Here is a 13,988-nt window from a genome sequence, read left to right on the forward strand (position 1 = left end):
TTAGGCGAACTCTTCAGGTGTCAGTGTCTTCATCGATAATGCGTGTATTTCTTCGCGCATACGATCACCCAACGCAGCATAGACAATCTGATGACGCTGAATTAAACGCTTGCCGACGAATGCTGGCGAGACGATGACGGCGTTAAAATGCTGGCCATCGCCCTCGACTTCCAGATGCGTGCACTCAAGTCCGGCAGCGATATATGTCTTAATTTGTTCAGGAGTAGGAAACACGATTTTCTTTCGAATAAAAATAAGGAATGCCGCAGAAAAATTTTAGCCTGCTGCAGCAAAATTAATGTCGTAACTTATAACCGCTCTTTAGCATTTGCACTGCGATCGTCGTTAGCAAGATAAAAAATGCGCTGACTATAGCGGCGCTAGTCAGGGGGTTGACGTCGGACTGACCAAAAAAGCCATAACGGAATCCGTCTATCATGTAAAAGAACGGATTAAAGCGCGAGAGGTTTTGCCAAAATGGTGGCAAAGAATGAATAGAATAAAATACACCAGACAAAAAAGTGGCGGGCATGATCAAAAAATTCTGGAACGCCGCCAACTGATCAAATTTCTCGGCCCAGATGCCGGCGATCAAACCCATCGTGCCTAACATCGCCGCTCCCAGCAAAGCAAAAATCGCTATCCACCAAGGTGCGATGAAACTCATGTCGCTGATCCAAATAGTCACTAGAAAAACACCGGCGCCCACCGTTAAACCACGCACAATCGCAGCCAGCACATAGGCGCCAAACACCTCCCAATGTGATAAAGGCGGCAATAAAATAAACACCAGATTCCCGGTGATTTTTGACTGTATCAGCGATGAAGAGGAATTAGCAAAGGCGTTTTGCAGGACGCTCATCATCACCAGTCCCGGGATAAGGAAAGCCGTGTACTTCACACCCGGATAGACTTGCACATGCGCCTCAAGCACATGTCCGAAAATCAGCAAATACAACAAGGCCGTGACGATAGGTGCGGTAATGGTTTGTGTCGCAACTTTCCAGAAGCGCAGCACTTCCTTATACAATAAGGTTTGAAAGCCGTTCATTTGCCATCTTCCATAATTTGCAGGAAGACGTCTTCCAAGTCGGCCTGCTGCAGTTGCAGGTCTTCTATCACGCAACCTGCAATTCGTAAGGCGGCCAAAATAGGTTCAACTTCTGAATAATTGGTAATGCGTAAAACTGATTGATTGGCGACAGGAGGCCCGTCCTGAGGGATAGCTAGAGCCCGCAGAACGTCTGGCAAAATCCCTTGCGCTAACTTGAGCTTCATTTGTGCGCCGGAGATACGCTTGATTAAACCAGCCATACTATCAAGTGCCACCACTTTGCCCGCTTTTAACATGGCAACGCGATTACATAAGGCTTGCGCTTCTTCCAGATAATGGGTGGTCAGCACTACGGTGTGACCTTCTTTATTCAGGCGAGCAATAAACTTCCACAGAGTCTGGCGCAATTCCACATCAACGCCAGCGGTAGGTTCATCGAGCACGATTACCGGCGGTTTGTGTACCAGGGCTTGCGCTACCAGTACCCGGCGTTTCATGCCGCCAGACAAAGCGCGCATATTCACGTCGGCTTTATTGCTCAAGTCGAGATTTTCCATAATCTCGTCTATCCATTTATCGTTATTTTTAACGCCAAAATAACCGGACTGCATGCGTAAAGTTTCACGCACTGTAAAAAATGGATCAAACACCAATTCCTGCGGTACTACGCCGATATTTTTTCGCGCGGCACGATAGTCAGCAACCACATCATGTCCCTGCACAGCCACCGATCCAGAATCAGCCCGATTAAGACCAGCAATAATCGAAATTAGCGTTGTTTTACCGGCACCATTTGGTCCCAGCAAACCAAAAAACTCTCCTTCTTCGATAGAAAGCGAGACGCCACCTAGCGCTTGTAAAGACTGGTAGCGTTTTTCAACATTGGTAATTTTTATGGCGGCCATAAGGCGGGGTATCTTGGTGCGTATGAGTTGCGTGTAAGTTGATCGCCACAGAGGCAGCGAAAACCTTGCATTATAGGGGATTTTTCAGCGCAGGATGGCCGGTTTTTAAGATCATGTTTGCATGATCTTATTACCGTCAAATTCTATTGAATTTCTTAAGACTGATGAGGCTTTGATATACCGAGCAATTCAGACATGCCATACAAAGCCAGCAAACTGTTGAGGTTGGCGGGGATTGCATGGAAGGCTAAGGTTTTACCTTGTTGACTAGCAGCACGTTGCCAACTAAGCATGACTGCTACTGCCGAAGAATCGGCAATACTTAACTTAGATAAATCAAACTCGGTTTCGCCCGCCTTGATCGCCAGTACTCCCGCCTGAGTTGCGAGAACGGCATTACGCAAGCTAATTTCTTGCTCAGCTAGATACATGAATCGCTCCGATTATTTCGCAGCAGTTTTAGTGGTCCCTGCCGCTGCCAATTTTTTATTTTTTTCAATCAAAGTTTTAATCAAGCCATCTATCCCTGACTTGCTGATCTCAGCAGAAAAACTTCCTTTGTAAGTTTCTACCAGCCACGCGCCTAAGACATTGATATCGTAAATTTTCCAACCCGCTGCCGATTTCGCCAGGCGATAACTCAATTGCACAGGTTCACCACGCGCCTGTATGACCTGACTTCTCACTTCGACTTCGGTGTCATCTGGCAAACCGCGAAAAGGTTTAAACTCCAGGCGCTGATCCTTAATTTGGGAAATGGCTCCGGAATAAGTAAATACCAGCAAAGTGCGAAACTCGTTGGTTAATTGCTTTTGCTGCTCGGGGGTGGCTTCACGCCAACTTTTTCCCGATGCCAAAGAAGTCATTCTAGAAAAATCGATGTATGGCAACACTTTGCTTTCAACCAAATCATAAACACGTTTTTGATTGCCAGCTTGAATCTCTTTGTCAGCTTTGGCGGTATCTAAAATTTCTTGACTTAAACGTTTGATCAACTGATCAGGCGCTTCATCCGCGGCAATACCATGTGCCGTAAAACCCAAAACAAGCAAGAAACCAAATAAAAATTGAGAAAATAATTTCATATAAAAACTTTCATAGTGCGCGTATCGCGCCAAAACAATATTGAACAGTTAACCACTTGTACTCAATTGTGGTTGACAAACGGAAGAGCCATGAGCGCTGTCGCGTCTTAGTCTTTGTCCGGATTAACTTGACCGGCACGTCGCTGTAAATAGGCGTCACGAATAAACACATATTTATCCAAAGCGGCTTCTTCGATTAACTTACTTGCGTCCAACACGGAAGCTCGTCTATCGACAAAACGCAGTACCGTAGTGGTATTACGTACACTCACAGAGGTCTGAGAAAATAAAAAATCTCCTTTAAAATCAACTGGTGTCGCTATTGTATCGCGCAAAGTTGACGCGCCCAATAATGGCAAGACAACGTAAGGGCCGGCTGGCATCCCCCAGCGTCCCAAGGTTTGCCCAAAATCCTCCCGATGTTTAGGCATTCCAGCCGCAGACGCAATATCAATAAAACCAGCAAGGCCAAATGTAGAGTTAAAGGCGATGCGCATGACATCATTAACGCCATCAGTCATATTCCCTTGCATAAAGTTATTCGCAGCAGTCCATATATCGCCTGCATTACCAAAAAAATTCCCGATTGCAGTTTGCACGAATGACGGTAATACAGAACGATATAATTCAGCCGATGGCTTTAACAGATAATCATCCAAGCCCTCGTTAAAGCTAAACATCGCGCGATTAAATCCCTCTAAAGGGTCGCGTGGATTGTTTCCTATATTCGTTTTTTCACTGATATTATCGAGGGTATTGACCGCACCAGTCTTAATTGTATCTAATGTAGTGCTGGCTCCAGTTTTGATACTTCCAACACTAGTACAAGCAGTAAATAGCAAGCTAAAAACAAATACCCCTAACCAGCGCAACATAGCTTGTTGATGCGGCTTCTTTAAGCTCATGTTTGCTTTTTTCATTTACTCTCGTCCTTGCCCTCAGCAGCTTTACTGAATAAAAATTGACTAATCAAATTTTCCAGAACTATCGCTGATTGTGTCATTTTTATGCGGTCGCCGGCCACCAGATTGTTTGCATCACCGCCAGCCTCCAAGCCTATATACTGCTCACCTAGCAAGCCGGCCGTAAGAATTTTTGCCGAGCTATCTTTAGGAAATTTATAACGGTTTTCCATCCGTAACGTGACCGTGGCTTGATAGGTTTTATCGTCAAATCGTATCTCACTGACCCTGCCAACTACCACGCCCGCACTCTTCACTGCGGCCTTGGGTTTTAATCCACCTATGTTATCGAATCGGGTAGTTACATCATAGGTGGTATCAAAAGAAAATGTACTCATATTGCCGGCCTTCAGCGCTAAAAACAGCAGCGCGGCAGCACCCAGTAATACAAATATTCCCACCCAGAAATCCATCGCTTTTTTTTGCATATCTTGCCTTCGACTACGCTGCAAATATCACATATTTACAGGTAAATTAAAAATAACTATCTTCTGTTTAGTGATGTTCAGACTTAACAACTATTGAAACATCCAAGCTGTCAACAAAAAGTCTAACCACAATACCAACAAAGAAGAAATGACCACGGTCCGAGTGGTTGCTCTGGCAACACCTTCTGGTGTGGGCTGTGCTTCGTAACCTTGAAACAGAGCCACGAAAGTCACCGCAAATCCAAATACCACGCTTTTGATGACGCCATTACCAATGTCTTGCCATACATCTACTCCAGCCTGCATTTGTGACCAAAATGAGCCATCATCTACACCAATTAATTTAACCCCAACCAGATAACCGCCAAAGATACCCATAGCATTAAAAATAGCGGTCAAAATCGGCATTGCAATCACTCCAGCCACAAAGCGCGGGGCAATCACGCGTTGCATGGGATTCACTGCCATCATTTCCATAGCTGCCAGCTGCTCACCAGCCTTCATCAAGCCAATCTCGGCAGTCAGTGAGGTACCTGCGCGTCCAGCAAACAATAAGGCGGTAACCACGGGCCCCAACTCGCGCGTCAAAGACAAGGCGACCAATAAACCTAATGCTTCTTCGGAGCCATATTTGTTCAAGGTGTAATACCCCTGATAACCAAGTACAAAACCGACAAACAAACCTGACACAGCAATAATAATTAAAGAATAATTACCAATAAAATGTATCTGGTCGGTAATCAGGCGCGGCCTCCGCCATAAACCCAACACACTAAACAAAATAGTAAAGAAACTACGCGCAGCATATCCAAGGTCTTCAGCGCTCTGGCGCACCTGATGTCCAATGCGAGAAATAATCATTGTTTGACACTCAATCCAAAATCTTCTGCCAGAGTTTTACCTGGGTAATGGAAGGGTACAGGACCATCGCTCTCAGCATGCACAAATTGTTTGACGTAGGGATCACTGGAATTCGACATCTGCTCAGGCGTCCCTTGAGCGACGATTTTTCCTTGTGATAAGAAGTAAACGTAATCGGCTATCGCAAAAGATTCATGCACATCATGCGATACCAATATCGATGTAGACCCCAAAGCGTCATTTAAGTTTCGAATCAAATTGGCAATCACTCCCATAGAAATCGGATCGAGACCTGCAAATGGTTCGTCATACATAATTAATTGCGGATCCAATGCTACTGCCCTTGCCAAGGCCACACGTCTAGCCATTCCCCCAGAGATTTCTGCAGGTTTTAGGCGCGCAGCGTTGCGCAAACCAACCGCATGCAATTTCATCAAGACCAGATCTTGGATCATACTTTCTGGCAGATTAGTATGTTCGCGTAAAGGAAAGGCGACATTCTCAAAAACACTTAAATCGGTAAACAATGCCCCATGTTGGAATAACATGCCCATTTTTCGACGTAAAGCATAGATCGCTTTAGTATCATTGGCATTTACCGTGACAGCATCAACCTTGACGCCACCACGCTGTGCCTCAATTTGCCCACCTATCAATCGTAAGATGGTTGTTTTACCCGAGCCAGAGCCCCCCATTACGGCAATGACTTTACCACGTGGGAAATCCATATTTAAACCGGACAAGATAGGCCGGTCAGCATAATTAAAGTGTAGATCGCGAATTTCGACGAGATTGGGCACGACGGGGAGCTTAAAATGCAAAAGTGAGATTGTAATCCAGATCAGAAAAGCTAGCTTGCCTGAACATGTATCAGAAAGTAAAGCTTAAAAATATATTTTGAAATGCCAAATAAAAACGGAATAATAATTTGAATAATGAATAAATTTTTTAATATTATTCAAAATAAACAGAATATTTTTTGAAAATAAATGAACTTTGAGTCAGATAAATATTTAACTAACAGAAATTTAATTGCGAGCTTGGCATTAAATGCTCTTTTTTGATCTCAAAACTAAAAAGCCCCTTACAAAAAGTAAAGGGCTTTCAGCTATCAGCTCAAGCAAAACAATCTACAACGCGAAACAAAATGAAGGCAATAAAGATCTATAAATTTCAATCGCAGATGCGTTAAGTAATTAGCGTGGCAATACTGAGTCACCCATCAGCGCAGCATCGACTTCCCGCGCACATTGCCGGCCTTCACGGATTGCCCAGACCACCAGCGATTGTCCACGTCGCATATCACCCGCAGCATACACATTAGCCACGTTGGTTTTATAACATCCTTCACCGTCGGTTGTTGCCTTGGCATTCCCGCGCGCATCCATGTTAACGCCAAAGGCCTCCAAAACTTGCTGCACCGGAGAAACGAAACCCATCGCCAGCAATACCAGATCAGCTTTCATTTCGAATTCTGAATCCGGCACTTCTTGCATCTTGCCGTCTTTCCATTCAACTCGGCACGCGATCAATTTTTCGACCTTACCGCCCTTACCTTCCAGGCGCTTAGTCGCGACCGCCCAATCTCTGTCGCAGCCTTCTTCATGCGAAGAAGAAGTACGCAATTTAGTCGGCCAGTAAGGCCAAACCAGTGGCTTATTTTCTTGTTCAGGTGGCTGCGGCATTAATTCAAATTGCGCCACAGATTTAGCGCCATGACGATTCGATGTACCGACGCAATCAGAACCGGTATCACCGCCGCCGATGACGATGACATTCTTTCCGCTTGCCAGCAGTTGGTCTTTCACTTTATCGCCTGCGTTAACCTTGTTTTGCAAAGGCAGGAAATCCATCGCAAAATGTACTCCCTTCAACTCACGACCAGGCACTGGCAAATCCCTTGGCGTTTCAGCACCTCCAGCGATGATCACAGCATCAAAGTCTTTTTGCAGCTGCTCCGGGGAGACTGTTTCTTTTGCCCAATTGGTGATATTTGCAGGAAAATCTTTACCGACAAACACGCTCGTACGGAAAGTGACCCCTTCCGCTTGCATCTGGATTACACGTTTATCGATATGCGATTTTTCCATCTTAAAATCTGGAATACCGTAACGTAACAAACCACCAACTCTATCGTTTTTCTCAAAAACAGTGACGTCATGACCAACACGCGCCAGTTGCTGCGCCGCCGCCAGACCAGCAGGACCAGAGCCAACCACCGCGATTTTCTTTCCAGTTTTAATGGCGGCGATTTGCGGCACTACCCAACCATTTTCCCAGCCTTTGTCGATGATGAAATGTTCTATCGACTTAATGCCAACCGCGTCATCATTAATGCCCAGAGTACAGGCTGATTCGCAAGGTGCTGGGCAGATACGGCCAGTAAACTCAGGGAAATTATTCGTTGAGTGTAGCGTATCTAAAGCAAGTTTATAGTTGCCGTTATAGACTAGATCATTCCAGTCGGGGATGATGTTATTTACCGGGCAGCCGTTATTACAAAACGGAATGCCACAATCCATGCAACGTGCGCTTTGTACTTTGACCTGATCATTCGTCAAATGTACCGAAAATTCTTTGTAATGTTTCTTGCGCATTTGTGGCGCTTCGCTTGCTTCTTGCAAGCGCTGATATTCCATGAAGCCAGTTATTTTACCCATTTTACTACCTCAATTTTGTTGCGGGCGATGCGCCCACTCATTCCTGAAATGCAGAGCAGCTATGCATCTGACGAAACCGCCAGATGCGCCGATTAGCTCTAAGCAGCGACCTTTTCGTTCTTGGTATCAAGCTGTTTGGCAGCATACATCTCGCCCAAAGCACGCTTGTATTCGGTCGGGAAGACCTTAACGAATTTGGCACGGCTACGCGCCCAATCGTCCAGCAAATTACGTGCACGAGTACTGCCAGTGTGCTTAAAGTGGCGCTCCAACAAACTACGCAAGATCGCCTCATCCGTTTCACCTTCGCCACCGCGCAATGCACTATGCCAGATCGCTTTGTCGATACTAGCTAATTGCACATCACCTGCTAAAACTGGCTCCAATGTCACCATAGACATATTGCACTTGGCTTCGAACTCGCCTTCGGGGTCATAGACATACGCAATACCGCCAGACATACCCGCAGCAAAATTGCGTCCGGTGTCGCCCAACACCACGACAGTGCCGCCAGTCATGTATTCGCAACCATGATCGCCGGTACCTTCAACCACTGCCAAAGCGCCAGAATTACGCACGGCGAAACGTTCGCCCGCAACGCCATTGATGAAGGCTTCGCCGGAGATTGCGCCATACAACACGGTATTGCCGCAGATGATGTTATCAACTGCCCAGCCACGGAACTCAGTATTTGGACGGATGATGATGCGACCACCAGATAATCCTTTACCAACATAATCATTGCCTTCGCCGACCAGATCTAAAGTCACACCATGGGCCAGAAAAGCGCCAGCGGATTGACCAGCCGTACCTTGCAATTGAATATGAATAGTGTCATCTGGTAGACCAGCGTGACCATATTTCTTTGCCACTTCGCCCGACAACATGGCGCCAACTGTGCGGTTACGATTTTTAATCGGCGAAATGAAGGACACTTTTTCTCCGGATTCGAGCGCAGATTTAGCTTGGGCTATCAACTTATTATCCAAGGCTTTATCCAGGCAGTGATCTTGCACATCGACATGACGAATTTCGGTGCCCGCCGGCATTTCCGGTTGATAGAAAATTTTACTGAAATCGAGACCCTTGGCTTTCCAGTGTGTGATCGCCTGGGATTTATCCAGGAGGTCAACCCGGCCTATCAATTCGTCATACGTACGGATACCTAATTGCGCCATGATCTGGCGCACTTCTTCCGCGACGAAGAAGAAATAATTCACCACATACTCAGGCTTACCCGAGAATTTTTTACGTAATTCTGGATCTTGGGTTGCCACGCCGACAGGGCAAGTATTCAAATGACACTTACGCATCATGATGCAACCTTCAACTACTAAAGGCGCGGTAGCAAAGCCAATTTCATCAGCGCCCAGCATAGCGGCAATCGCGACGTCGCGACCAGTCTTCATCTGGCCATCGGCTTGTACCCGTACACGACTACGCAAACCATTCAAAACCAAGGTTTGCTGTGTCTCAGACAAGCCCAACTCCCAGGGCGTACCGGCATGCTTAACCGAGGACAAAGGAGAGGCACCTGTACCGCCATCGTGCCCAGCAATCACCAGATGATCAGCCTTAGCTTTGGAGACCCCCGCCGCTACCGTACCGACACCAACTTCAGACACCAATTTCACAGAAATCGAGGCTTTCGGATTGACGTTTTTCAGATCGTGAATCAGCTGCGCCAAATCTTCGATAGAGTAAATATCGTGATGCGGTGGCGGAGAAATCAAGCCCACTCCAGGAACCGAGAAACGCAATTTGGCGATATAGTCAGACACCTTATGACCAGGCAACTGTCCCCCCTCACCTGGCTTGGCACCTTGCGCCATCTTGATCTGAATTTGATCAGCGGAGATCAAATACTCTGTCGTCACACCAAAGCGCCCGGATGCCACTTGCTTGATACGTGAACGTAAGGAATCGCCTGCTATCAATGGAATATCAACTTGCACCACATCTTGGCCCAACATAGATGCCAAAGTAGCACCCTGCTTGATAGGAATACCTTTCAGTTCTTGCTGATAACGCGCTGGATCCTCACCACCTTCACCGGTGTTTGACTTACCACCAATACGATTCATTGCAACTGCCAAGGTAGCGTGCGCTTCAGTACTGATGGAACCGAGCGACATCGCACCAGTGGCGAAACGTTTAACGATCTCTTTTGCCGGTTCAACCTGATCCAAAGGTATCGCTTTACTAGGATCGATTTTGAATTCAAACAAACCGCGTAAAGTCATATGACGCTTGGATTGATCATTGATGATCTGCGCATATTCTTTATACGAATTGAAGTTATTGGAACGGGTAGAGTGCTGCAGTTTCGCGATTGCATCCGGAGTCCACATATGGTCCTCACCGCGGACACGATAAGCGTATTCACCACCAGCATCAAGGGCATTAGCCAACACAGGATCATTGCCGAAGGCCAGTTTATGCAGACGTAAAGCTTCTTCAGCCACTTCAAACACGCCGATCCCTTCAACATTCGATGCCGTGCCTTTAAAATATTTATCGACCAGAGACTTGTTGAGACCGATAACTTCAAAAATCTGCGCACCACAGTAAGACATGTAGGTGGAAATGCCCATCTTGGACATGACTTTCATCAAGCCTTTGCCGACCGCCTTGGTGTAGTTATAGATCGCTTTTTCTGGCGACAAGTCCCCAGGCAAATCTTTCGCCATATCAGCCAAAGTTTGCATTGCCAGGTAAGGATGGACCGCTTCAGCGCCATAACCGGCCAACAGAGCGAAATGATGGGTTTCGCGCGCAGAACCAGTTTCCACTACCAGCCCGGTTGTGGTACGCATGCCTTTGCTGACCAGATGCTGATGCACGGTGGAAGTTGCCAGCAAAGCAGGGATAGCAACATAGTTCGCATCCATTTTGCGATCAGTAATGATGACAATGTTGTGGCCAGATTTAACCGCATCAACGACTTCAGCGCAAATAGAGGCTAAACGCGCTTCAATACCGTCCTTACCCCAGGCAACTGGATAGCAGATATCCAGCTCGTAAGATTTAAACTTACCGCCAGTATTTGCACTGATATTACGCAATTTGGCGATATCGTCAAAATCCAGCACGGGTTGCGATACTTCCAGGCGCATCGGTGGGTTGATGTTATTGGTATCTAATAAATTCGGCTTTGGACCGATAAACGACACCAACGACATCACCATCGCTTCGCGGATAGGATCGATAGGTGGATTGGTAACCTGCGCAAACAATTGCTTGAAGTAGTTATACAGAGGCTTGAGCTTATTCGACATCACAGCCAGGGATGAATCATTCCCCATAGAGCCGGTCGCTTCTTCACCGTTGGCAGCCATCGGTGCCATCAAGAATTTCAAATCTTCCTGGGTATAACCAAACGCCTGCTGTCTATCTAGCAGTGTCGCGGTTTCCGATTTACTATCTTGTTCCCCTTTGAGCTCATTGAGTTTGATACGAACCGATTTAATCCACTGTTTATATGGTTTAGCGTTGGCGTAGGTATCTTTGATTTCTTTGTCATCGATAATACGACCTGCTTCGAGATCGATCAGAAACATCTTGCCCGGTTGTAAGCGCCATTTTTTGATAATCTTAGATTCTGGGATAGGCAAAACACCAGACTCAGAAGCCATTACAACCAGATCATCGTCTGTCACTATATAACGAGCCGGACGCAAACCATTTCTATCCAAGGTGCCGCCAATCTGGCGACCATCGGTAAACGCCATCGCAGCAGGACCGTCCCACGGCTCCATCATTGCCGCATGGTATTCATAGAAGGCACGACGGTTATCGTCCATCATGGTGTGATTTTCCCACGCTTCCGGGATCATCATCATCATTGCCTGGGCGATAGGGTAGCCGGCCATCACCAATAATTCCAGAGCGTTATCGAAGCTGGCAGTATCGGACTGACCTTCAAAAATTAATGGGTATAGCTTTTGCAAATCGTCACCGAGCACGGCCGATTTCATCACGCCTTCGCGCGCGCGCATCCAGTTAAAGTTACCCTTAACGGTATTGATCTCGCCGTTGTGCGCAATCATGCGGTAAGGATGGGCCAACGGCCATTCCGGGAACGTATTAGTAGAGAAACGCTGATGCACCAGTGCCAATGCAGAAACACAGCGCTCATCTTGCAAGTCTTTGTAATACACGCCGACCTGATCAGCCAACAACAAACCTTTGTACACGATGGTACGCGCCGACATAGAAGGGACAAAGTATTCTTTACCGTGTATCAGCTTTAAAGCTTCAATCGCATGCACGGCTGACTTACGGATCACATACAACTTACGTTCCAAAGCGTCGGTGACCATGATATCGGCACCACGACCAATGAAAATCTGGCGAATCACAGGTTCTTTTTCACGTACGGTCGGTGACATCGGCATTTCGCTGTCAACAGGCACATCACGCCATCCCAGCACAACCTGCCCTTCAGCGCGTACTGCACGTTCGATTTCCTGCTCACATGCCAAACGGGAAGCTTGCTCTTTCGGCAAAAAAATCATACCTACGCCATACTCACCGGGAGGCGGCAAGCTAACACCCTGCTTATCCATCTCTTCGCGGTAATACTGATCAGGAATCTGTATCAAGACCCCTGCACCATCTCCCATCAAGGCATCGGCACCGACAGCACCACGATGGTCAAGATTTTTCAGAATCAGCAAACCTTGTTCAATAATAGCGTGAGTTTTTTTGCCTTTGATATGCGCCACAAAGCCTACACCGCAGGCGTCGTGTTCATTAGCTGGGTCGTACAGGCCTTGCGCTCGCATCATGATGCTCCATTTAGAAATTAGGTATTTCGTAGAATAGTGCAGCGCAGCAGATTACACAACAAGAATAATTAGGGTCAGTGTCAAATTAAATTAATCGTGAATTTTGTAAAAATAAATTAGGGACATAGTAAATTTAAGCGAAATAATAATATTTATGGACAAGCGCTCTCCCTTACCGTCCTATTAAACGCTCAATTTCAGGGGCCGACCACGCTTCAACGGCGTTACCCGCCGAGAGGTGAGCTTGGCGATATCGGCCTTAAACTGCTCTGAACCTAGTGGCCAAGACATCGTAGTCGCCGCTGTAATTGCGCTTAAGTCCAAAGGGGAGATTGCATGTTGCATCATCTCCTTATATGCGGCTTCACGTTGAAACGGCGTATTGCCTAGCGCCCAGTAAAGCGGATGATCATTAATGATGGGATCTATTTTTAAACCTATGTGATGTTGATAACTTGACCAAGTGAAATCACTGGCATCTGCCACAATCTTTGATCGGACAGGATTACTTTCAAGATATAAACAACAACACAAAAAATAGGCACCCGCCTCTAACACAGTAGCCCGGTATCGACCTTGCCACAAAGTTCCGCTGCGTTGATACTTACGATTAAAATAAGGGACATAGTGCCTTCCGATCCATTGCATCATTTTGCTCAAGCCTGTCTCATCCTTAGGCGTAGCCAGTAAATGCAAATGATCAGGCATCAACACATAGGCATGGATGGCAACTTCAAATTGCCTGCTAGCCTCTTTTAGACGATCTAAAAAAAAATGACAGTCGTCATCGTCGGCAAAAATGATTTTGCCATCATTACCTTTTTGAAGAATGAGATGAAGTTGATTTGGTACTACCAGACGTGGAAGTCTTGCCATGAGTCGCGATCAGTAAATGGATTGCGACATTGTAAAACAAGAAAGCCGGGCTTTTGTAGCCTTCGCTCTGCGACTTACTTAAAGTCAGCGTTGCCGCCGGGATTTACTCCACGGCAATTCTGCGTTGGCTGTTAAAACCTGTCACTATCCTCGTTGGCCGCCGCTTTTTTCACAATCCCTGCTAGTTTAACGACCACCGGCTTATGCGTCAGTGCAGGTTTTCCGAGATTACTGCTCTTGACCATGACTCTGCTGTTTTGAGATTGAACATTCGCGTGTGGTGCCGCCATTCTGGTCGGTGTTGCAATATGGACGCCTAGGTTTCTTCAAGTTAACGCAAAAAGTCCTTCCGGAGCAAATTCGAAAG

General features: G+C 46.5%; 12 protein-coding genes. All 12 read right to left on the minus strand.

Features of this window, described 5'->3' with window-relative positions; all coding sequences use genetic code 11:
- Positions 1–234 carry a BolA family protein gene (locus ACO0K8_RS09035; protein WP_422946324.1) on the minus strand — a complete coding sequence of 78 codons (234 nt, stop codon included), beginning with the start codon at positions 232–234 and terminating at the stop codon, positions 1–3.
- Positions 235–295: 61 nt separating this feature from the next.
- Positions 296–1,051 (minus strand): ABC transporter permease, encoded by a 756-nt coding sequence (locus ACO0K8_RS09040; RefSeq protein WP_422946325.1) that lies wholly within the window; start codon positions 1,049–1,051, stop codon positions 296–298.
- On the minus strand, positions 1,048–1,959 hold the full coding sequence (locus tag ACO0K8_RS09045) for an ABC transporter ATP-binding protein (RefSeq protein ID WP_422946326.1): 912 nt from the start codon (positions 1,957–1,959) through the stop codon (positions 1,048–1,050). The genes ACO0K8_RS09040 and ACO0K8_RS09045 overlap by 4 nt, the downstream gene beginning before the upstream one ends.
- Positions 1,960–2,114: 155 nt before the next feature.
- Entirely contained in the window at positions 2,115–2,390 is a 276-nt protein-coding gene (locus ACO0K8_RS09050) for an STAS domain-containing protein (protein ID WP_422946327.1), read from the minus strand.
- A 12-nt stretch (positions 2,391–2,402) separates the two neighbouring features.
- Positions 2,403–3,044: an MlaC/ttg2D family ABC transporter substrate-binding protein gene (locus ACO0K8_RS09055; RefSeq protein ID WP_422946328.1), complete on the minus strand. Its 642-nt coding sequence runs from the start codon at positions 3,042–3,044 to the stop codon at positions 2,403–2,405.
- A 107-nt stretch (positions 3,045–3,151) separates the two neighbouring features.
- Positions 3,152–3,964, minus strand: coding sequence for an MlaA family lipoprotein (locus ACO0K8_RS09060; RefSeq protein WP_422946329.1), 813 nt, complete (start codon positions 3,962–3,964; stop codon positions 3,152–3,154).
- Entirely contained in the window at positions 3,961–4,434 is a 474-nt protein-coding gene (mlaD, locus tag ACO0K8_RS09065) for an outer membrane lipid asymmetry maintenance protein MlaD (RefSeq protein WP_422946330.1), read from the minus strand. Before mlaD ends, ACO0K8_RS09060 begins: the two co-directional genes overlap by 4 nt.
- Positions 4,435–4,524: 90 nt before the next feature.
- Positions 4,525–5,295, minus strand: coding sequence for a lipid asymmetry maintenance ABC transporter permease subunit MlaE (gene mlaE, locus ACO0K8_RS09070; protein WP_422946331.1), 771 nt, complete (start codon positions 5,293–5,295; stop codon positions 4,525–4,527).
- Positions 5,292–6,095, minus strand: a complete 804-nt coding sequence (locus ACO0K8_RS09075; protein WP_422946332.1) for an ABC transporter ATP-binding protein — start codon at positions 6,093–6,095, stop codon at positions 5,292–5,294. The genes mlaE and ACO0K8_RS09075 overlap by 4 nt, the downstream gene beginning before the upstream one ends.
- A 396-nt stretch (positions 6,096–6,491) precedes the next feature.
- A complete protein-coding gene (locus ACO0K8_RS09080) occupies positions 6,492–7,955 on the minus strand; it encodes a glutamate synthase subunit beta (protein WP_422946333.1) in 1,464 nt (487 codons plus the stop codon).
- A 98-nt stretch (positions 7,956–8,053) separates the two neighbouring features.
- A complete protein-coding gene (locus ACO0K8_RS09085) occupies positions 8,054–12,742 on the minus strand; it encodes a glutamate synthase-related protein (protein ID WP_422946629.1) in 4,689 nt (1,562 codons plus the stop codon).
- 186 nt (positions 12,743–12,928) lie between these two features.
- The gene (locus tag ACO0K8_RS09090) at positions 12,929–13,621 is read right to left on the minus strand and encodes a transposase (RefSeq protein ID WP_422946334.1); all 693 of its coding nucleotides are present in this window, start codon (positions 13,619–13,621) and stop codon (positions 12,929–12,931) included.
- Positions 13,622–13,988 lie beyond the last annotated feature (367 nt).

It is taken from the genome of Undibacterium sp. Ren11W, from assembly GCF_049340485.1.
GTDB lineage: Bacteria > Pseudomonadota > Gammaproteobacteria > Burkholderiales > Burkholderiaceae_D > Undibacterium.